Origin of the sequence: Mycolicibacterium aurum, from assembly GCF_900637195.1 — a bacterium.
Taxonomy (GTDB): Bacteria; Actinomycetota; Actinomycetes; order Mycobacteriales; family Mycobacteriaceae; genus Mycobacterium; species Mycobacterium aurum.
On the sequence record NZ_LR134356.1, the window covers coordinates 5021635 to 5040395 of the forward strand.

Here is an 18761-nt window from a genome sequence, read left to right on the forward strand (position 1 = left end):
CACTACCGGGCGGTGATAATTGCCGGGCTGCACCGCGACCGCGGGCACCAGATGCGAGGTCAACTGTGCTCTGGCTTCTCCAAATCCCGGCGCCGATACTCGGCTTCCTCTGGGTGGCGATCATCGTCGGGGCGTCGGTCGGCGGGCTGATCCTGTTCCGCAGGGCGGTATCGCACACCCGGCTGGAGAACGCGAACGCGGTCTCCGGCACGGTGTTCCAGCTCGCGGGCGTGCTCTACGCAGTTCTCGTCGCGTTCGTGGTGGTGGTCGTCTGGGAGCAGTTCAGTGACGCCGAGGATGCCAGCGGGTTGGAGGCCACCGCTGTCGCGGACCTGCTTCGAGACTCGGCGGCACTCCCGCCGGAATCGCGCGCGGCGGTCGAACGGACCCTGACCGCCTACACGCGGACAGTGGTCGATGTCGAGTTCCCGAAGATGCACCGCGGCGAGTCGGTCGTCGAACAGTCCGCCGAACTGGGCGCCGTGTGGGAGACGTATCTGTCGATCCAACCCGAGACCCGCAACGAGATCGCGTTCTTCGACCACGCCATCGTCCGGCTCAATGACTTAAGCGCAGCCCGCAAGATGCGGGTGACCACCGGCGACGTCTCGGTCCCCGGCGAACTCTGGGTCCTCCTCGTCGGGGGCGGCGGAGTGATGATGGCGTTCACGTTCCTGTTCGGCACCCGAGACCTGGTGGTGCACAGCCTGGCGGTAGGCCTGACCTCGGCCCTGCTGGCGTTCGTCCTGTACCTGATCTTCGCGCTGGAGCACCCCTACGTCGGCGATCTGTCCGTGGAACCCACGGCGTTCGTCAACGTCCTTCGTGATTGGGGCGGCTAGCGGATCACCGACGCAGGCCCGCCAGCAGTCGCTGATGCACCGGCGGGCGGGCAGCGCCCGCCGCGGCGTCCACCATCTCCGGCACCGCGGTGAACTTGACGCGCGGGCGATCGTCGCCCGCGCGAGCGACCTCCGCGTCGTCGATGGCCCGCCAGCCGTCGGCGTCGATCATGGCAGGCTGCCTGCCCCGCACGAACCGCTGCAACGCCGATGTCTTGTGTGCAGGGTCGGCGAGCAGACCCTCGTTGTAGTCGGCCACCAGGTTGTGCACCGTCTCGGCGGCACATGACTTGTTGGTGCCGATGAATCCGGTCGGGCCGCGTTTGATCCACCCGGCCACGTAGCTGCCCCGCTGCGGCGCACCGGCATCGATGACCCGGCCGCCGTCGTTCGGCACCACGGCTGCCGCCTCGTCGAACGGAAGCCCGCGAATCGGCTTGCCGCGGTACCCGATCGACGTCAGCACCAGACCTGCGGGGACACCGACCACGTCATCGGCGCCGGCCGAGGTGAACTCGACCCCGGTGACCCGCGACTCCCCCACCACGCGGCGCGGGGTGAGGTGGTACGCCAGCCGGATGCGGGGTCGCGTGATCGGGGTTCCCGCATCACCGAGCTTGGACAGGATCTCCAGCTTGTTGCGTGTCAGCGCGTCGGTCGATTCGGCAAGATCAGCGAGCACGCGTTCTTTATCGACGGGGTTCAGCACGACCTCGCACGCCGACGTCAGCCCGATCAACTCGGGCAAGGTGAACGCAGAGGCTGCCGGCCCCCGACGCGCGGCAATCACCACTTCCTGCACCCGCGAGTCGCGCAGTGCGTCCAGCGCGTGATCGGCGATATCGGTGTGCGCCAACACATCCGGATCGGTCGTCAGAATCCGCGCCACGTCTAGCGCCACGTTGCCGTTGCCGATGATGACGACGCGCTCACCGCTGAGGTCCACGCTCAGGTCGGCGAAGTCCGGATGCCCGTTGTACCAGGCGACGACCTCGGTGGCGGTCGCGGTGCCGGGCAGGCCGATGCCATCGATGTCGAGACGGCGGTCGTCGGGAGCGCCCACGGCATACAGCACGGCATGGTGGTGTGCGAGCAACTCGTCGTGCGTGATGTCTGTGCCGATGTCGACGTTGAGATAGAACCCGAAACCCGGCAGCCCGACGATACGGTCGAACAGAGCGGTCACCTGTTTGGTCTTCTGATGATCCGGTGCGACGCCCGCGCGCACCAAACCATAAGGCGTGGGCAGCTTCTCGAAGACGTTCACCCGGACGCCCGGCTGGGTGAGCAGTTCGTCGGCGGCGTACATCGCCGCCGGGCCCGAGCCGACGATCGCCACCGTCAGCGGGCCGCCCCGTCGCGTGTGCACCAGCGGCGCGTCCAGTACCGGCGCCAGCTTCGACGTCGGCGGGAGTTTGCCTTCCCGCTTCGGATAGAACGCGGCGTTGAGTTCGACGAACGGCAGCTGCTCGGGTTCCAGCCGCGAGTCCGCGCTGATGGCCCCGACCGGACAGGCCGACACGCACGCCCCGCAGTCGACACACGCATCGGGATCGATGTAGAGCATCTCGGCGGTCGCAAAACCCGGCTCGTCCGGCGAGGGGTGGATGCAGTTCACCGGGCACGCGTAGACACATGACCCGTCGCTGCAGCACGACTGGGTGATCACATGGGGCATGAGAAACCTCGGTGGGCCATCCGGTTACGCAACCGGCGCCAGGTGCTGGCGTTGCGGCTCGCTGCGGTAGCGGCTGGCCTTGCCGTCGATCCGGCAGAGCCGCCAGATCAGCTTGGCGACCGGGTTCGCCAGCCCGGTTTCCTCGGCCAGCATCCGGACGTCACCGAACATGTCGCGCAGCATCTTTCGCGACTCGGGCGACTTGAAGAAGATCTCCTTGCGCACCGAGCGGGGGATGTCGAACTCTTTCCAGAAGGCGCGCGGCGGCACGATGATGGCCGAGCACAGCACCCGCATGACGACCGGCACGTAGAGCGACAGCCAGAACCGCTTGCGGCGCGGCAGGGCGGGCACCCGCTTGCGCAGATACTCATGCGCGAACGAGATGTGGCGCGCCTCCTCGGCGACGTGGATGGCCATCACCCGCTCCATGATCGGATGCAGCGACTTGCCCTCGCGGAGCACGTTCTTCTGTGTGTGGTCGATCGGCTCCTCGCCGGCGAGGATGCCGAACCAGAACGGGATCGGCATGGGACCGGCGACGAGCGGGATCATCGGTTGCACCCACTTGAGCAGTCGGGGCATACCGGGCACGTCGGCACCGATGCGGTTGACCATCTCCTGGAACATCAGCGTGTGGTTGCATTCCTCCACGGCCTCGTGCAGGCAGTACCGGTACTCGGGTGAGCCGTTGGGCGTCCAGAACGCGTATTCCATCAGGCCGCGGATCAGGATCGACTCGAAATGGAGGCCGACCTTGGCGACGTTGGCTTGACGCCACATCCCGATCTCGATCTGGCGCTCCACGGGCTGCGACCGGTACCACTCGTGCTTGCCGATCGGATCGGTCGCGGGCAGGATCCAGCGCTCGTCGTTCGGGGTGACGGCGAACTCGGGCGAATCCCAGTCGATGTCGGTGAAGGGGTTGAAATTGCGCCGCACCGAGCCTTCGGACAACGTGGTGAGGGTGTTGACGTACTCGACGTCGTCGAGGACGTCCATGTTCTTGCGCCACCGCCGGATGACGCGCGTACGTGCTTCCTTGACAGCCATTCGAGACCTCCTATGAGGTTTACATTCGTCCGCTGGTTGTCCAAACACAGTACCCACGGTCCCAGGAATTAACCAGGCCCTTTCCGAGGTTGTGGGTCAGGCGGGTTATCCACATCACATGTGAGGCACACCACACTGCGGTGCGGTGGACGGGGCGCGGAAGGCCCAGACGACTCACGTGCCGCACCAGTCCGGATTCCGCCCGCAGGGCCCACGCTCGCCGGGCGGGTCTCCGGAACTACGCTTGGGACCATGGCCGAGAGCCCCTTCCCCACCATTCCCGCCGATATCAAGCCCGCCGACGGACGTTTCGGCTGCGGGCCCTCCAAAGTGCGGCCGGAACAACTGCAGGCGCTGGCCGCCGGCGGCCACCTGTTCGGAACGTCGCACCGTCAGGCGCCGGTGAAGAATCTCGTCGGCCGCGTCCGCGACGGGTTGCGCCAGCTGTTCTCCCTGCCTGACGGCTACGAGGTGATTCTCGGCAACGGAGGGTCGACCGCGTTCTGGGACGCCGCCGCGTTCGGGCTGATCGAGGAACGCTCCCTGCACCTGACCTACGGCGAGTTCAGCGCCAAGTTCGCCTCCGCCGTGGCGAAGAATCCGTTCGTGGGCGACCCGGTGGTCATCAAGGCCGACGCGGGCAGCGCCCCTGAGCCGGTGTCCGATCCGTCCGTCGACCTGATCGCGTGGGCGCACAACGAGACCTCGACGGGCGTCGCGCTCCCGGTCCAGCGACCGCAGGGGTCCGGCGATGCGCTGATCGCCATCGATGCCACGTCCGCTGCCGGCGGGCTGCCGGTGACCATCACCGACGCCGACGTGTACTACTTCGCGCCTCAGAAGAACTTCGCCGGCGACGGCGGCCTGTGGATCGCACTGATGTCGCCGGCCGCGCTCGCGCGCGTCGAAGCGATCGCCGCGGGCGGACGCTGGGTTCCCGAGTTCCTGTCCCTGCCGATCGCGATCGACAACAGCGTGAAGAACCAGACCTACAACACGCCGGCGATCGCCACGTTGATCCTGCTCGCCGAGCAACTCGACTGGCTCAACGGCAACGGCGGCCTGGACTGGGCCGTGAAGCGCACCGCCGACTCGTCGTCGCGGCTCTACTCGTGGGCCGACGCCTCCTCCTACGCCACCCCGTTCGTCACGGATCCGGCGCTGCGCTCGCAGGTCGTCGGCACGGTCGATTTCTCCGATGAGGTGGACGCGGCCGCCGTCGCCAAGATCCTGCGGGCCAACGGCATCGTCGACACCGAGCCGTACCGCAAGCTCGGGCGCAACCAGCTGCGCGTCGGCATGTTCCCGGCCGTCGAACCCGACGACGTCAGCGCCTTGACGGCGTGCGTCGACTGGGTTGTCGAGCGTTTGTGACCCGCTGCAGCGTGTCACCCGGGTTACGGGACGATAACGCCGTAGGGTGACCCGAATATCGGGCATCGCTCCAGCCCGGAGGAGGTCGCAATGCGGGAACTCAGAGTCGTCGGACTCGACATCGACGGCAGACGCATCATCTGCGAATCAGGTGACTCGGGCGAGAAGTTCGTCCTTCGCTCCGACGACCGACTCAAGGCCGCGCTGCGCGGCGACCAGGCCATCTCCAATCAAATGGCGATCGATGTCGAGGTGAACATGCTGCGTCCCAAGGACATTCAGTCGAAGATCCGGGCGGGCGCATCCGTCGAGCAGGTCGCCGCGGCCTCCGGCGCCGACATCGCCCGCGTCGAGCGCTTTGCCCACCCCGTACTGCTGGAGCGGGCCCGCGCCGCCGAGCTGGCCACCGCCGCACATCCCGTGCTCGCCGACGGCCCGTCGGTGCTCACCCTGCTGGAGACGGTGACGACAGCACTCGTCGCGCGCGGGCTGGACCCGGACGCGAACTGGGACGCGTGGCGCAACGAAGACGGTCGCTGGACGGTGCAGCTGGCGTGGCGGGCAGGCCTGTCCGACAACGTCGCGCACTTCCGCTATGCGCCCGGCGCCCACGGCGGCACCGTCACCGCCTTCGACGAGGCCGCCGCCGAGTTGATCGACCCGAACTTCGCACGCACGCTGCGCCCCCTGGCGCCGGTCGCACAGCTGGCTCTCGAGGACATCGAACCGGTGGTCGCGCCCGAGCCCGAGCCTGAGCAGGTCGTCGAGACGCCCGAACCGGAGCCGGCGGTCAAGGCGCCGCGCCCCCGGAAGGGCCGCCCCGCCGTGCCGGCATGGGAGGACGTCCTGCTGGGCGTGCGGTCCAGTGGCGGTCAGCGCTAGCCGTCGTTCGAGAGTCGCCGCCGACCGCGCGACCGGATGACGCCGGTCATCCCGCGACAGATATGACGATCAGCGCGATCCACGCGCCGGCCACTCCCACCCCGGAGCCCAGCACGAACCAGCGCCACACCGGTACGGTGCGCCATCCCCAGACAGTGGGCGCCAGCCCGCCGACGGCAACGAGGTTGAGCCCGGCTGCCAGCAGCGGATGCACCCGCATGAGCCCGATGCTGAGCACCACGATGGCCGCAGCGATCACCGCGGCGACGAACGCTGCCACCGTCAGGCCGGCGGCCCATGGCGTCTCGTCGCTCACCGGCCGAGCCTATCCCGCTCGTAGAACGCCAGAGCCGCAGCTGTCGCGACGTTGAGCGAGTCCGTGCCGCGCGACATCGGGATCCGCACCCGGACGTCGGCGGACCGCATGGTGTGCTCCTGAAGACCCGGCCCCTCCGCGCCGACGAGGATGGCCAACCGCTGCCCGGACAACTCCGTCATCGCTTCGGCGAGTGTCTGGGCCGCCGGATCGGGTGTCATGGCGAGAATCTGAAACCCCTTGTCCTGCAACACTTTGAGATCTGCAGGCCAGTGCTCTGCCTTGGCGAACGGCACCAACAGCGCATGCCCCATCGACACCCGCACGGCCCGCCGATACAGGGGGTCGGCGCAACCGCTGCCGAAGATCACCGCGTCCACACCCAACCCGGCGGCGTTGCGGAAGACCGACCCGAGGTTCTCGTGGTCGTTGACTCCTTCGAGGACGGCGACGGTGCGGGCCCCGTCGATCACCTGGGCGATCGTGAGCTCAGCGGCCCGCGACGCCGACGCGAGCACCCCGCGGTTGAGGTGGAAGCCGACGGCCGCGGCCATGACCTCGGCGCTCGCTCGATAGAAGGGCGCATCGAGCGCGTCGAGGTCGCCGCCCAACTCGATGAGTCGCCGTTCGGTTCCCAACAGTGCACGCGGGACGAACCGGGACGCCAGCATGCGCTGCACCACCAGCACGCCCTCGGCGATCACCAGCCCCTTGCCGCTGGGCAGGTCCGGTCGGCGGTCGACACTGTTGAGGTCGCGGAAGTCGTCGAGCCGGGGATCGTCGGGGTCGTCGATGTCGACGACGACGGGCCCCTCGACATCGTCAGGCACGTCGTGTTTCGGCGCGACGGACGGCTGGCACAGCGGTAGAGACTACCCACCGCCGCGTCGAGATCGTTAGGTTGGACGCGATGAATCCCGACGCCGAACCGCAACCGCCTCCGCTGCCTGCAGCACTGCTCGCACCGTGGCCGGTCATCGTGGTCATCACCTGCGGCTGGGTGATCGCCACGGTGCTGGCATTCACCGTCGGCACGCTGCACGAGTGGCGGCCCGTCACCGTGGCGGGCCTCGGTGTCGGAGTTCTTGGCACATCTATTTTTCTGTGGCAACGTCACGCCGTGCGGCATGGCCGCCGCGGCGCCCAACGCGGCCTGACCTGAAGGAGAAGCTATGGCAGCGCCCGTATTACAGGCCGAGATCGACATCAATGCACCGGTGGCCAAGGTGTGGGAGCTGGTGTCCGACCTCAGCAATATGCCGCAGTGGAGTCCGCAGTGCCGGCTGATGAAGCCGATCGGGCAGATGCGTCAGGGCGCCCGCACTGTGAACGTCAACCGGCGTGGGCGGCTGTTCTGGCCCACCACGTGCCGCATCACCGAGTTCATCCCCGAGAAGAAGCTGGGGTTCCGGGTCAACGAGAACCACACCGTCTGGACCTATGAACTGGAACCGACCGAGGCGGGCACCCGGCTGATCGAGACGCGGCACGCGGAGAACGGCACCACCGCGCTGTCGAACTTCCTGGTCGGCAACTTCATGGGTGGCGTCCCGACCTTCGAGCAGGAGCTGATCGAGGGCATGAACGCGTCGCTGACGCGGATCAAGGCCACCGCCGAGCGCTAGCTAGCTCTCGGCGGGTTCGACCATGTCGAGCACGCCGTCGTCGTACGGGTCGAACAGCGGCGACCCGGTGCCTGCCGGCGCCGGAGTGTCCGAGTGCGCGCCGCAGCCGAACTCGGCATCCACGACGTGTCCGTCGGAGGCGTACTCGTTGGCACACACCCCGAACATCACACCGAGCGCTCCGCCGAGCGGCACGTAGTAGCCGCAGTCCCGGCATGACCGTCGCGTCCCTTTGGCCATCGCCGAGCCGGGGCCGTACTCACCGTCGTGCCAGCGTTGCGCGGCGTCTTTGCGGCCCCACAGGCTGAGTACCTGGCGGCGGCCCAGCCCGACCTCCGCAGCCACCTCGTCGATCTGAGGATCGCCGGTGGCGGTATAGCCGGGGGCCAGCCGGGGGTCGTCGGACGGCGGGGAGAGAAGGTCGCCGGGGCCGAGGTCGCCGGGACGCACCCGCTCTTCCCAGGGCACCCACTTGGGTGCGAGCAGGGCGGTGGGCCCGGGAACGAGGACGACTTCGCTGATGGTCGCGTGCGCGGCCCCCGGCCAGGCGGCGACGACGACGGCCCACTGCCAGCCGCGGTAGCCGGGCAGCTCAGCCAGGAAGCGGTGGGTGGCCGCGGTGGGATCTTCGAAGCTCGCGCCGAGATACTCCCCGACGGTGTCCTCGCCGCTGTACTCCGCGATCGCGGCGCGGGCATCGCCGACGGCGCCCAACAGCACCGCCTCCAGGGCAGGGGTCATCTCCGTGGTCTCCGGCGCCGACACCGTCTCGTCCGGCTCGTGACCCGAGACCGAGTGCTGGTGGTCAGGTTCGGTCATGCTCTCCATCGCCTCCATTATTGCCTGAACGAGGCAAGGTATAGCCACACCGGTCGCCTGCGCGACCACTGTCGACCCTATGGGGGACAATCAAACCGTGACCGGATCTCGGCGTGACCCCCGGGACCCTGACGATCAGCAGGGTGGACGCTACTATCCGCCACGCCCACCTGCCGGGGAACACCCGGGGATGGCCAACTACCCCAGCGACCCGCGAATGAGTCCTGGTCATCGCGGTCCCGGGCGCCCGGGACCGTCACAGCACAGTGCCAATCGATGGCTGCCGCCCCTGGACGACAGTGCGCGCCACCGCGGGCGCTCCTTCGATCCTCCGCCCGGCCACGGTGCAGGCGACGGCGAGAAGGTCACCGTGACCCGCGCCGCTGCACAGCGCAGCCGCGAAATGGGTTCGAAGATGTACGGCTTGGTGCACCGGGCTGCCACCGCCGACGGTGCCGACAAGTCGGGGTTGACAGCCCTGACGTGGCCGGTGGTCGCGAACTTCGCCGTGGACGCCGCCATGGCCGTCGCCCTGGCGAACACATTGTTCTTCGCGGCCGCCAGCGGGGAGAGCAAGAGCAAGGTCGCGCTGTACCTGCTGATCACCATCGCGCCGTTCGCCGTCATCGCTCCGCTGATCGGACCCGCGCTGGACCGGCTCCAGCACGGCAGGCGCGTCGCGCTGGCCACCTCGTTCGCACTGCGCACCGTGCTGGCCGTGGTGCTCATCGCCAACTTCGACAGTGCCACCGGAAGTTTCCCGTCGTGGGTGCTCTACCCGTGTGCCCTCGGCATGATGGTCCTGTCCAAATCGTTCTCGGTGCTGCGCAGCGCCGTGACGCCGCGGGTGCTGCCCCCGACGATCGACCTGGTCCGGGTGAACTCGCGGCTGACCACGTTCGGTCTGCTGGGCGGCACGGTCATCGGTGGAGGCATCGCGGCCGGCGCGGAATGGGGCTTCCAGCTGTTCCAGATGCCGGGGGCGCTGTACGTCGTGGTCGCCGTCACCGTCATCGGCGCCGTCCTGGCGATGCGCATCCCGAAGTGGGTCGAGGTCACCGAGGGTGAGGTCCCGACGACGCTGAGCTACCACAGTCAGGACCACGAACCGGGCCACGAACCGCAACGGACGTCGTCGAAAGCCCGTCAGCCGCTGGGGCGCAACATCATCACCTCGCTCTGGGGCAACTGCACCGTCAAGGTGATGGTCGGATTCCTCTTCCTCTACCCGGCGTTCGTCGCCAAAGCCCATGACGCCAGCGGCTGGGAACAGCTGCGGATCCTCGGGATGATCGGCGCCGCGGCGGCCGTCGGAAACTTCGCAGGCAATTTCACTGCCGCGCGCCTCTCGCTCGGACATCCGGCCCGGTTGGTGGTGCGCTGCGCCTTCGCGGTCACGGCCGCGGCCCTGGCGACCGCTCTGACAGGGAACCTGTTGGTGGCGGCGGCCGCGACACTCGTCACCTCCGGCGCCAGTGCCATCGCCAAGGCATCGCTGGATGCGTCGCTGCAGGACGACCTGCCCGAGGAATCGCGAGCTTCGGCCTTCGGGCGCTCGGAATCCCTGTTGCAGCTGGCGTGGGTGGCCGGTGGGGCCACCGGGGTGCTGATCTACACCGAGCTCTATGCGGGCTTCACGACGATCACCGCGATCCTGATCCTCGGACTGGCGCAGACGGTGCTGAGCTATCGTGGCGAGTCGCTGGTGCCGGGGTTGGGTGGCAACCGTCCGGTCCTCGCGGAACAGGAAGGCGTACGGACGGATGCGGCGGTGACCCGAGAGTGAAACGTGCGGTCGCTGTTCTCGTGGCGGTGGCGCTGCTGTCGTCGGTTGCCACCGGTGTGCTGGTGTGGCGCCTGACGCGCGATCACGCGCCACAACTTCCGCAGATCTCCGCGTACTCACAAGGCCATCTGGCGCGGGTGGGCCCGTACCGGTTCTGCCAGGTCTTCAATCCGACCGACTGCGTCATCCCGGCCGATCAGGGCGAGTTGCCGGTGACCGGCCGTCACCCCGTCCAACTGTCGGTCCCCCACCAGATCGCCAAGGCGCCGTGGGTGCTGCTGCGCACTTACGAAGACGACGACGTCGTCGAATTCATCCCGCCCGACACCAAGCTGGCGGTGACGATCCCCACCGTGGACCCGCAGCGGGGGCGGCTCACCGGCATCGTGGTCCAACTGCCGACGTGGGTGCGCGACGAGGCGGGCAACGAGTTCCCGGTGCCCCATGCCGAATGGTCGGTCGAAACGGTCTGGAGCTGACCGCCGCGTCTAACCCGCCGAGTGGCCTTCGGGTACCCGCTCGCCCGCGGGCGTCGGACCCGGCGGTGTCCCGTCACCGAACGGCCTGCCACCCAAGGCTTCTCGACCGTGCGGAGACAACCAGCTCGCCAGATCGGGACCCTTGGGCACCACCCCGGTGGGGTTGATGTCGGAGTGGACGATGTAGTAGTGCTGCTTGATCTGGACGAAGTCGGTGGTGTCACCGAAGCCCGGAGTCTGAAACAGATCCCTGGCGTAGGCCCACAGCACCGGCATCTCTGACAGCTTGCTGCGATTGGTCTTGAAGTGCCCGTGATAGACCGGATCGAAGCGAGCCAGCGTCGTGAACAGCCGCACATCTGCCTCGGTGATGGTGTCGCCCACCAGGAACCTGCGTTCGGACAGTCGGTCGGACAGCCAGTCCAGTGCGGTGAACAACCGGTCGTAGGCCTTGTCGTACGCGCGTTGCGAGCCCGCGAACCCGCAGCGGTAGACACCGTTGTTGACCTCGGTGTAGACGCGCTGGGCGACCTCGTCGATCTCGTCGCGATGCTCCTCCGGATACAACTGCGGTGCACCGTCGCGGTGGTAGGCAGTCCACTCGGTGGAGAAGTCCAGCGTGATCTGCGCGAAGTCGTTGGTCACCACCTGGCCCGTCGGCACGTCGACGATCGCCGGGACCGTCACCCCCTTGGGGTAATCCGGCACGCGTTTGTTGTAGGCGTCCCGCAGGTAATGAATGCCCAGCACCGGGTCGACACCGTCGGGGTCGAGGTCGAAGGTCCAGCTGCGCTCATCGTGGGTGGGCCCGCAGAAGCCAATGGAGAGAACGGGTTCCAGCCCAAGGAGCCGGCGCACGATAATCGTGCGGTTGGCCCACGGGCATGCCCTGGCAACCACGAGCCGGTAGCGGTCCGGCTCGACGGGATAGCCGTCGCGGCCGTCGGCGGTGATCCGGGTGGTGATGTAGTCGGTGTCCCGGTTGAAATCGCCGCCAGAGTCGGACGCGCTCGCCACATAGGTCATGGATCTAGTCATACCCCGTACGAAACTGAAGTTGAACGCGAGATTGTGCGCCGCTCTCACGCACAGCCTCAGTTTCGACGATGGAACCGGAAACGCCGGTGCCGCGTCCTATCGACGTGCACCCTTTCGTCGGCACCGAAGCGGTGACCGCCGGAGCTCTCAACCGGTATCAGCTGGCCACCCGGTTCGAACAGGTGCATCGCAACGTCTATGTGCCACAGGGGCTGCAGCTCACTGCCGTCGACAAGGCGCAGGCGGCGTGGTTGTGGTCGGGTCGGCGCGCCACGGTGGTGGGAACGTCGGCGGCGGCGTTGCATGGTTCACGGTGGATCGATGCCCATCTACCCGCGGAGCTGAACCAGCCCAGTCAGCACAAGACCCCGGGCATCGTGTTACACCACGACACGCTCTCCGCCGACAACATCGTCACCGTGGGCGGAATCGCGGTGACCAGCCCGGCGAGAACGGCATTCGACATGGGCAGGCGGCACGGACTGACCGTCGCAGTAATCCGATTGGACGCACTTATGCGGGCCACCGGGGTGACGGCCGACGAGGTGAGAGCACTCGCCGCGAATCACCGCGGCGCGCGGGGGGTGGTGCAGTTGCGGAAGGCTGTCGAGCTGGCCGACCCGGGCGCCGAGTCACCGCAGGAGACCCGCGTCCGGCTCGTGCTGACCCACGCCGGGTTGCCGCCAGAGCGCACCCAGATCGACGTGTTCGACCGGGACGGCTACCACGTCGGTCGCCTGGACATGGGCTGGCGCGTCTGGAAGGTCGGGGTGGAGTACGACGGGCAGCAACATTGGACCGATCCGGGGCAACGCAGCCGGGATATCGACCGTCAGGCGAGGCTGGAGGCGCAGGGCTGGCGCATCATTCGCGTCAGCGCCGACATGCTGCGCAGCCAACCCACCACGATCGTCGTCCGTGCCTGGCAGGCCTTGCGAGCCGCAGGTGCCGCCATGGCTCCGCCGAAGCTGAACTTGTGAGCGACTTTTCGCAGAAATCTCGCACACAAGCTCAGACTCGGCGCAGGGACTCAGGCGTCGAGCTCGCGGGCGACGGCCTTGACCACTTCGGAGACCCTGCGGGCCACCTTGCGGTCCGGGTACTTGCCCTTGCGCAATTCGGGCTGCACCGCGCTCTCCAGCAGCGTGATCATGTCCTCGACCATGCCGTGCAGCTCGTCGGGGGTGTGCTTGTGCTCGACCTGTGTGGCCTCGCGCCGGGTCTTGCTCAGGCTCGGCGGCGGGTCGATGAGCTTCACGCTCAGCGCCTGCGGACCGCGTCGACCTGCGGCCACGCCGAACTCGACTTTCTGCCCCGCCTTGAGACCTTCGACACCGGCGGGCAACGCCGAGGACCGCACGTAGACGTCCTCGCCTTCTTCCTGCGCGAGGAACCCGAAGCCCTTCTCGGTGTCGTACCACTTCACCCGGCCGGTCGGCACTGGTCTCACCTGCTGTCTGTCTGAATCCGAATAGATAAGTCTGTACCTGGTCGGGTACATAAAGTAAGCGCCCCAGTTCCGGGACGCGTCCTGGGAGATCCTACTCGGACGGCACCGCGGCCAGCATCCCCTTATGTCGGTAGGCTGCAGGTCACCGCCGGAGGAAGACGAAGCGACTGACATGCGATTGATCCTGAACGTCATCTGGTTGGTTTTCGGCGGCCTGTGGCTGGCGCTGGGCTACCTGCTCGCAGCGCTCATCTGCTTCGTCCTCATCATCACCATTCCGTTCGGATTCGCGTCGCTGCGCATCGCGGCCTACGCGTTGTGGCCCTTCGGACGCACCATCGTGGAAAAGCCAGGGCCGCGGCCGGGCGCGCTGGTCGGCAACGTCATCTGGATCATCGTCGCCGGCGTGTGGCTGGCCATCGGCCACATCACCACCGCGATCGCGATGGCCATCACGATCGTCGGCATCCCGTTGGCGCTGGCCAACCTCAAGCTGATCCCGGTGTCGCTGATGCCCCTGGGCAAGGAGATCGTGCCGGTGGATCAGGCGCACGGACGCGTCGTCGGGTCGGTCCCGTGACCGTCGTCGCGCTGGGTGTGCCGTCGGTGCATCGCCCAGTGACCTCCGCACCGTCCGACGGGCCGCTGATCGACACCTTCGGACGGGTCGCCACCGATCTTCGCGTCTCGCTCACCGACCTGTGCAATCTGCGCTGCACCTACTGCATGCCCGCCGAAGGCCTCGATTGGCTGCCCGGCGACCAGAAGCTGCACCCCGACGAGCTCGCGCGTCTGCTCCGCATCGCCGTCACCAGGCTCGGTATCACCAGCGTCAGGTTCACCGGCGGTGAGCCACTGGTGGTGCCGCATCTGGAGCAGGTGGTCGCGGCGACGGCGGCCTTGCGTCCCCGGCCGGAGATCACCTTGACCACCAACGGCGTCGGCCTGGCCAAGCGGGCTGACGCCTTGAAGCGGGCCGGGCTCGACCGCATCAACGTCTCCCTGGACACCGTCGACCCGGTTCGGTTCGCGGCCATCACGCGCAGGAACAGGCTCGAGGACGTGCTGAGCGGACTTCGTGCCGCCAAGCTCGCAGGACTGCGCCCGGTGAAGGTCAATGCCGTGCTCGACCCCGTGACCGGCCTCGACGACGCGGTGGAGCTGCTGCGGTTCTGCGTGAGCAACGAGTATCAGCTGCGGATCATCGAGCAGATGCCACTCGACGCCGACCATGCGTGGCAGCGGGACCGCGCCGTCAGCGCCGACGACATCCTGGCGACGCTTCAGCGTCACTTCACCCTGACACCCGATCCGGCGCCGCGCGGCTCGGCACCCGCCCAACTGTGGCGCGTGCACGAGGGCGACCGGGTGACCGGCCGCGTGGGGATCATCGCGTCGGTGTCACACGCGTTCTGCTCGACCTGCGACCGGAGCAGGCTGACCGCCGACGGACAGATCCGTAACTGTCTGTTCGCGCGGGACGAGACCGATCTGCGCGCGCTGCTGCGTTCCGACGCCGACGACGATGCCCTTGAGGCGGCGTGGCGCGCCGCGATGTGGGCCAAGGCTGCCGGACACGGCATCAACGACCCTGGCTTCGTCCAGCCCGATCGCCCGATGAGCGCGATCGGCGGGTGACCGTGCCGACCGACATCAGTGTCCGGGTGACAGTCCGCTACTTCGCCGCGGCACGGGCGGCGGCGGGCGCGGATTCGGAGACGGTCGACCTGCGCGCCGGGTCGACGGTCGGCGACCTCGTGAACATGCTCCGGGCGCGCGACGCGGGACTGGCCAAGGTGCTGGCCCGGTGTTCCTATCTGCGCGACGGAATTGCGGTGCGCAACGTGGCCGATGAGCTGGAGAACGCGCAGACGATTGACGTTTTGCCGCCGTTCGCCGGGGGGTAATGAGCCGGTCCACCCAGAACTATTCCGTGATTTGCGTCACATCACAGAATGATCACGGGATGGCTACGGCGAGGTTGAGCGGCATGGCACCTGCAGGAACAACAGTCCCTCCTGGTCTTTTAGAGTTTTTTTAGTATTTGCCGCCGTCGTCGACACGGCGCCCGGCAAAAGGTGACGCGGCTATGGCGAGCCATTACCGTCTGGAACAAGCCGTCGACCCCCACAACGACTGGCCCACCGCGTCACCAACTGCGCCGAACTCCATCCGTCGGTGCCGCGGGGACAACGAGACACAACCTGGATGGAGGCGGGGGACCCACTGGTCCACCGAATATAGGGAGACCTGGAATCGAGCCGATTCCTTGGGGTGAAGCCGTCATCGTTTCGATGAAGACGGCCGGGCGACCTCTCCAGCCCGAACCCGACAGCTGACCTCGCGGGCGCTTCAGAGAGGAACCACGCACGATATGAGTGGACGGCATCGTAAGCCCGCTTCATCCGCAGTAAACGTCGCCAAGATCGCTTTCACCGGCGCAGTGATCGGAGGCGGAAGCCTCGCGCTCGCCGGCCAGGCCGGCGCTGCCACCGACGGTGAATGGGATCGGGTCGCCAGCTGCGAATCCGGCGGCAACTGGGCGATCAACACCGGAAACGGCTACCACGGCGGCCTGCAGTTCTCGCCGAGCACCTGGGCAGGTCACGGAGGCGGCGAGTTCGCGCCCGCGGCCTACCTCGCCACCAAGGAAGAGCAGATCGCCGTCGCCGAGCGTGTTCTGGCGTCCCAGGGCAAGGGTGCCTGGCCGACGTGCGGCCGGCCGCTGTCCGCGGCAACGCCCCGCAACGTCGTCGCCGACCCGCCGCCCGCACCCGTGAATCCGCTGGGACTCAACGGCCTGCTGCCGCCGCCCCCACCGCCGCTCGACCCGTTCGCTCCCCCGCCTCCGCCGCCGGCCCCCGCGCCGTTCGATGCGATGGCTGCGCCCGCCCCGGCGCCACTGCCGCCTGCGCCCGAGGCTCTCCCTCCCGCCCCGCTGCCGCCGGCTCCCGTCGACCAGCTCTCGGCTCCGGCCCCCGCGCCGCTACCGCCGTCCCTCGGTCCTCTCAAGCTTCCCCCTCCGCCGGCGCCCGCACCGTTCGACGCGATGTCGGCTCCCGCACCCGTGGATCCGGCCGCCGCGCCGGCTCCACTGCCGCCCGCACCGGCGGTGGATGTCGCCAACATCGCACCCGTCGACGCGCCGCCGCCCGCCCCTGCCGATGCCCCGAGCGCGGTCGTCGCCGTGGCCAATTGGGACGCCGCTCCGGCGCCGGCACCCGGCGAGCAGCCTCAGTTGTGGTCATTGGGCCTCGACGCGCCGCTGCAGCCCGCACCGGGAACCCCCGTCCTGCCGCCGCTGCCTCCTGCACCGCCGGCGCCGGCGGCCCCCGCGGCCGCACCCAACGTCGTCGCGGCTGCGCCGGCCCCGGGCCCACTGGCACCGCTGGGTGCGGTCGACGTGCCGGCTCCGGTATTCGACGCAGCCAACCAGGCTGTCTCCGGCGAGTTCCCGATTCCTGCCGAGATGCCGCATCTGGTCAGCCCCGAGAACCTTCCGCCCGGCACGGCCGCGGCTCCTCAGGGCCCCAACCAGAGCGCGAACGTGACCTATCTCAAGGAGATCTGGCACGCGATCCAGACTCAGGAAATCTCCGGCTCGGATGCGCTGCTGGCGTTGACCCAGCGACCGCTGACGGCACAGGACAATCGTGGCGGTCCGCAGCCCATGGCACCCGTGGGTCCTGCCCCGGCCGCCCCGCCTGCTCCGGCGGCTCCGCTCGCCGCGCCGGCGCCGGGCGCACCGGTGACTCCGCTTGCCGCACCGGCTCCTGCCCCCGCACCGCTGCCGGCTCCGGTGCTGCCACCCGCCTGATTCGTCAGGCGGAGTTGACCCACTCGTCGGTGCCGTCAGCGAAGAATTGGTGCTTCCAGACCGGGAGTGACTCCTTCACGCGGTCCACCAGCCGCGCGCAGGTCTCGAACGCTGCACCGCGGTGATCGGCCGCCACCGCGGCCACCAGCGCAGCGTCGCCGATGTGCAGCGTGCCGACCCGGTGACTGACCGCGATGGCGCGTACGCCGCGACTTTCGGCTGCGACCTCGGCGACGACGTCGGCCAGCGTCTGTTCAGCGGTGGGGTGGGCGGAGTACTCGAGCCTCGTCACGTTCCGACCGCCGTCGTGGTCCCGAACGACGCCGGCGAAGGCGACGACGGCTCCGGCCGCCTGATGTGCGACCAGGTTCTCGTGTTCGGTCGAGTCGATGGGCTGGTCGGTCAGCGCGGCGCGCACGACGGCGGTCATCGCGAGTGGTCCTTGCCTTGGAGTTGGTCGAGCGCATGGTCGAGAACGTCGGCGAGCACGCCGAGACCGTCCCTGACGCCGCCGGGCGAGCCGGGCAGGTTGACGACCAGTGTGCGGCCCGCAACACCACAGATTCCGCGGGAGAGCACCGAGGTCGGCACGTGTGGAAGTCCGGCCCGCCTGATGGCGTCCGCCAGCCCGGTGAGTTCGTAGTCCAGTACCGCGGCGGTGGCGGCCGGCGTGGCGTCCGTCGGAGAGATGCCGGTCCCCCCGGAAGTGATGATGACGTCGTGGCCGGCTGCGGCGGCGGTGCGCAGCGCGGAGGCGACGGGTTCACCGTCGGCGACGACCACGGGTGCGGAGGTGCTGATGCCCCGATCGTTGAGCCAGTCGACGATGACGGGACCGCACCGGTCTTCGTACACACCGGACGACGCGCGCGTCGAGGCGATGATGACCAGGCCGGACCGCATCACCTCTGCCATGTGCCCGTCTTACCGCCTTCTTTGCGCACCACGCGGATGTCGTCGATGCGGGCCTCACGGTCGACGGCCTTGATCATGTCGTAGATGGTCAGTGCGGCAACGCTGACGGCGGTGAGCGCTTCCATCTCCACGCCCGTGCGGTCCGTCGTGCGCACGGTCGCGGTGATCGCGACTGCGCCGGGATCGTCCCCGCCGCCGACCGTGAAGTCGACGTCGACGCCGGTGATGGCCAGCGGGTGACACAGCGGAATCAGATCACTCGTGCGTTTGGCGGCCAAGATGCCGGCGATCCTGGCCGTGGCCAGCGCGTCGCCCTTGGGTAGCCCGTTGGCGGTGATCATGTCCACGACGTCGGGGCGCGTGTGCACAGAGCCCTCGGCCACCGCGACCCGCTTGGTGGCGTCCTTGGCGGTGACGTCGACCATGTGGGCGGCGCCGGTGTCGTCGAGGTGCGACAGGCCGTCCGGACGTGAGCGGCCTTCCACCTCGTGCGCCCCGCTACTTGTTGACGACAGTGGCGGACTGGATGAACGGCAGCTCTTCGGCCGGCAGCGGGAACGTCACGTCACCGAACGGCGACAGCGCACCGGTGCGATCGGAGGCCAGCTCGCTGACCGCGTGATCGTCGGGATCGCTGGTGGGCCAGCCCGGGTCGACATAGGGGATCTTCTTCTCATCAGCCACCGT

General features: G+C 68.3%; 23 protein-coding genes and 1 riboswitch. Of the genes, 12 read left to right on the forward strand and 11 right to left on the reverse strand.

Annotation, left to right across the window (positions count from 1 at the left end):
- Positions 1-65 precede the first annotated feature (65 nt).
- Positions 66-842: a bestrophin-like domain gene (locus EL337_RS23655; protein ID WP_048632664.1), complete on the forward strand. Its 777-nt coding sequence runs from the start codon at positions 66-68 to the stop codon at positions 840-842.
- A 4-nt stretch (positions 843-846) separates the two neighbouring features.
- On the opposite strand, the gene EL337_RS23660 is transcribed toward EL337_RS23655, so the two are convergent.
- Positions 847-2520: a 4Fe-4S binding protein gene (locus EL337_RS23660; protein WP_048632663.1), complete on the reverse strand. Its 1674-nt coding sequence runs from the start codon at positions 2518-2520 to the stop codon at positions 847-849.
- Positions 2521-2544: 24 nt separating this feature from the next.
- The gene (locus EL337_RS23665) at positions 2545-3573 is read right to left on the reverse strand and encodes an AurF N-oxygenase family protein (RefSeq protein ID WP_048632662.1); all 1029 of its coding nucleotides are present in this window, start codon (positions 3571-3573) and stop codon (positions 2545-2547) included.
- 252 nt (positions 3574-3825) lie between these two features.
- Here EL337_RS23665 and serC point away from each other — a divergent pair, with 252 nt between their 5' ends.
- Together serC and sepH are read left to right on the forward strand one after the other, a co-directional pair.
- Positions 3826-4947 carry a phosphoserine transaminase gene (serC, locus tag EL337_RS23670; protein WP_048632661.1) on the forward strand — a complete coding sequence of 374 codons (1122 nt, stop codon included), beginning with the start codon at positions 3826-3828 and terminating at the stop codon, positions 4945-4947.
- 90 nt (positions 4948-5037) lie between these two features.
- Positions 5038-5829: a septation protein SepH gene (sepH, locus tag EL337_RS23675; protein WP_048632660.1), complete on the forward strand. Its 792-nt coding sequence runs from the start codon at positions 5038-5040 to the stop codon at positions 5827-5829.
- A 46-nt stretch (positions 5830-5875) separates the two neighbouring features.
- On the opposite strand, the gene EL337_RS23680 is transcribed toward sepH, so the two are convergent.
- Both EL337_RS23680 and EL337_RS23685 read right to left on the reverse strand, forming a co-directional pair.
- The gene (locus tag EL337_RS23680) at positions 5876-6145 is read right to left on the reverse strand and encodes a DUF2537 domain-containing protein (protein ID WP_048632659.1); all 270 of its coding nucleotides are present in this window, start codon (positions 6143-6145) and stop codon (positions 5876-5878) included.
- Positions 6142-6975 carry a TrmH family RNA methyltransferase gene (locus tag EL337_RS23685; RefSeq protein WP_048632658.1) on the reverse strand — a complete coding sequence of 278 codons (834 nt, stop codon included), beginning with the start codon at positions 6973-6975 and terminating at the stop codon, positions 6142-6144. The genes EL337_RS23680 and EL337_RS23685 overlap by 4 nt, the downstream gene beginning before the upstream one ends.
- 80 nt (positions 6976-7055) lie before the next feature.
- Between EL337_RS23685 and EL337_RS23690 the strand changes: the two genes are divergently transcribed.
- Together EL337_RS23690 and EL337_RS23695 are read left to right on the forward strand one after the other, a co-directional pair.
- Positions 7056-7307 carry a DUF2530 domain-containing protein gene (locus EL337_RS23690; protein WP_048632657.1) on the forward strand — a complete coding sequence of 84 codons (252 nt, stop codon included), beginning with the start codon at positions 7056-7058 and terminating at the stop codon, positions 7305-7307.
- A gap of 10 nt (positions 7308-7317) precedes the next feature.
- Complete coding sequence (locus EL337_RS23695) at positions 7318-7770, forward strand: SRPBCC family protein (protein WP_048632656.1); 453 nt, start codon at positions 7318-7320, stop codon at positions 7768-7770.
- Here the strand turns inward: EL337_RS23695 and EL337_RS23700 are convergent, their stop codons facing one another.
- Entirely contained in the window at positions 7771-8589 is an 819-nt protein-coding gene (locus EL337_RS23700) for a DUF3027 domain-containing protein (RefSeq protein ID WP_048632940.1), read from the reverse strand. It lies immediately after the preceding gene.
- A gap of 79 nt (positions 8590-8668) precedes the next feature.
- Here EL337_RS23700 and EL337_RS23705 point away from each other — a divergent pair, with 79 nt between their 5' ends.
- Together EL337_RS23705 and EL337_RS23710 are read left to right on the forward strand one after the other, a co-directional pair.
- Complete coding sequence (locus EL337_RS23705; RefSeq protein WP_197724142.1) at positions 8669-10375, forward strand: MFS transporter; 1707 nt, start codon at positions 8669-8671, stop codon at positions 10373-10375.
- Positions 10372-10854 (forward strand): DUF2771 domain-containing protein, encoded by a 483-nt coding sequence (locus tag EL337_RS23710; protein ID WP_048632654.1) that lies wholly within the window; start codon positions 10372-10374, stop codon positions 10852-10854. Before EL337_RS23705 ends, EL337_RS23710 begins: the two co-directional genes overlap by 4 nt.
- 9 nt (positions 10855-10863) lie before the next feature.
- Here EL337_RS23710 and EL337_RS23715 read toward each other — a convergent pair whose 3' ends face one another.
- Positions 10864-11880, reverse strand: coding sequence for a glutathione S-transferase family protein (locus EL337_RS23715; protein WP_048632653.1), 1017 nt, complete (start codon positions 11878-11880; stop codon positions 10864-10866).
- Positions 11881-11960: 80 nt separating this feature from the next.
- On the opposite strand from EL337_RS23715, the gene EL337_RS23720 reads away from it, so the two are divergent.
- Positions 11961-12872: a DUF559 domain-containing protein gene (locus tag EL337_RS23720; protein WP_048632652.1), complete on the forward strand. Its 912-nt coding sequence runs from the start codon at positions 11961-11963 to the stop codon at positions 12870-12872.
- Positions 12873-12922: 50 nt separating this feature from the next.
- On the opposite strand, the gene EL337_RS23725 is transcribed toward EL337_RS23720, so the two are convergent.
- The gene (locus tag EL337_RS23725) at positions 12923-13333 is read right to left on the reverse strand and encodes a cold-shock protein (RefSeq protein WP_048632651.1); all 411 of its coding nucleotides are present in this window, start codon (positions 13331-13333) and stop codon (positions 12923-12925) included.
- A gap of 181 nt (positions 13334-13514) precedes the next feature.
- Here EL337_RS23725 and EL337_RS23730 point away from each other — a divergent pair, with 181 nt between their 5' ends.
- The 4 genes from EL337_RS23730 to EL337_RS23745 all read left to right on the forward strand — a co-directional run bounded on the left by EL337_RS23730 (position 13515) and on the right by EL337_RS23745 (position 17159).
- Positions 13515-13922, forward strand: coding sequence for a YccF domain-containing protein (locus tag EL337_RS23730; RefSeq protein WP_048632650.1), 408 nt, complete (start codon positions 13515-13517; stop codon positions 13920-13922).
- Positions 13919-14980 carry a GTP 3',8-cyclase MoaA gene (moaA, locus tag EL337_RS23735; RefSeq protein WP_048632649.1) on the forward strand — a complete coding sequence of 354 codons (1062 nt, stop codon included), beginning with the start codon at positions 13919-13921 and terminating at the stop codon, positions 14978-14980. The genes EL337_RS23730 and moaA overlap by 4 nt, the downstream gene beginning before the upstream one ends.
- Positions 14977-15249 carry a MoaD/ThiS family protein gene (locus EL337_RS23740; RefSeq protein ID WP_109860121.1) on the forward strand — a complete coding sequence of 91 codons (273 nt, stop codon included), beginning with the start codon at positions 14977-14979 and terminating at the stop codon, positions 15247-15249. The genes moaA and EL337_RS23740 overlap by 4 nt, the downstream gene beginning before the upstream one ends.
- Positions 15250-15527: 278 nt before the next feature.
- Positions 15528-15707: riboswitch (cyclic di-AMP (ydaO/yuaA leader) on the forward strand.
- Positions 15708-15716: 9 nt separating this feature from the next.
- A complete protein-coding gene (locus EL337_RS23745; protein ID WP_126316662.1) occupies positions 15717-17159 on the forward strand; it encodes a transglycosylase family protein in 1443 nt (480 codons plus the stop codon).
- A gap of 4 nt (positions 17160-17163) precedes the next feature.
- Here EL337_RS23745 and EL337_RS23750 read toward each other — a convergent pair whose 3' ends face one another.
- The 4 genes from EL337_RS23750 to EL337_RS23765 all read right to left on the reverse strand — a co-directional run bounded on the left by EL337_RS23750 (position 17164) and on the right by EL337_RS23765 (position 18758).
- Entirely contained in the window at positions 17164-17589 is a 426-nt protein-coding gene (locus EL337_RS23750; protein WP_048633510.1) for a molybdenum cofactor biosynthesis protein MoaE, read from the reverse strand.
- Positions 17586-18074, reverse strand: coding sequence for a MogA/MoaB family molybdenum cofactor biosynthesis protein (locus EL337_RS23755; RefSeq protein WP_197724143.1), 489 nt, complete (start codon positions 18072-18074; stop codon positions 17586-17588). Before EL337_RS23755 ends, EL337_RS23750 begins: the two co-directional genes overlap by 4 nt.
- Positions 18062-18499 (reverse strand): cyclic pyranopterin monophosphate synthase MoaC, encoded by a 438-nt coding sequence (moaC, locus tag EL337_RS23760; RefSeq protein ID WP_048633653.1) that lies wholly within the window; start codon positions 18497-18499, stop codon positions 18062-18064. Before moaC ends, EL337_RS23755 begins: the two co-directional genes overlap by 13 nt.
- A 73-nt stretch (positions 18500-18572) precedes the next feature.
- Complete coding sequence (locus EL337_RS23765; protein WP_048633511.1) at positions 18573-18758, reverse strand: hypothetical protein; 186 nt, start codon at positions 18756-18758, stop codon at positions 18573-18575.
- Positions 18759-18761: the final 3 nt, after the last annotated feature.

Bases quoted from the DNA above. Each gene is read 5' to 3' on its own strand.
- EL337_RS23750 (WP_048633510.1), bottom strand. From the start codon at position 17,589: ATGACCGCCGTCGTGCGCGCCGCGCTGACCGACCAGCCCATCGACTCG.
- EL337_RS23705 (WP_197724142.1), top strand. From the start codon at position 8,669: ATGGGGGACAATCAAACCGTGACCGGATCTCGGCGTGACCCCCGGGAC.
- sepH (WP_048632660.1), top strand. From the start codon at position 5,038: ATGCGGGAACTCAGAGTCGTCGGACTCGACATCGACGGCAGACGCATC.
- EL337_RS23700 (WP_048632940.1), bottom strand. From the start codon at position 8,589: ATGACCGAACCTGACCACCAGCACTCGGTCTCGGGTCACGAGCCGGAC.
- moaC (WP_048633653.1), bottom strand. From the start codon at position 18,499: ATGGTCGACGTCACCGCCAAGGACGCCACCAAGCGGGTCGCGGTGGCC.
- EL337_RS23690 (WP_048632657.1), top strand. From the start codon at position 7,056: ATGAATCCCGACGCCGAACCGCAACCGCCTCCGCTGCCTGCAGCACTG.
- EL337_RS23660 (WP_048632663.1), bottom strand. From the start codon at position 2,520: ATGCCCCATGTGATCACCCAGTCGTGCTGCAGCGACGGGTCATGTGTC.
- EL337_RS23720 (WP_048632652.1), top strand. From the start codon at position 11,961: ATGGAACCGGAAACGCCGGTGCCGCGTCCTATCGACGTGCACCCTTTC.
- EL337_RS23695 (WP_048632656.1), top strand. From the start codon at position 7,318: ATGGCAGCGCCCGTATTACAGGCCGAGATCGACATCAATGCACCGGTG.
- EL337_RS23715 (WP_048632653.1), bottom strand. From the start codon at position 11,880: ATGACCTATGTGGCGAGCGCGTCCGACTCTGGCGGCGATTTCAACCGG.
- serC (WP_048632661.1), top strand. From the start codon at position 3,826: ATGGCCGAGAGCCCCTTCCCCACCATTCCCGCCGATATCAAGCCCGCC.
- EL337_RS23755 (WP_197724143.1), bottom strand. From the start codon at position 18,074: ATGGCAGAGGTGATGCGGTCCGGCCTGGTCATCATCGCCTCGACGCGC.
- EL337_RS23730 (WP_048632650.1), top strand. From the start codon at position 13,515: ATGCGATTGATCCTGAACGTCATCTGGTTGGTTTTCGGCGGCCTGTGG.
- EL337_RS23665 (WP_048632662.1), bottom strand. From the start codon at position 3,573: ATGGCTGTCAAGGAAGCACGTACGCGCGTCATCCGGCGGTGGCGCAAG.
- EL337_RS23745 (WP_126316662.1), top strand. From the start codon at position 15,717: ATGAGTGGACGGCATCGTAAGCCCGCTTCATCCGCAGTAAACGTCGCC.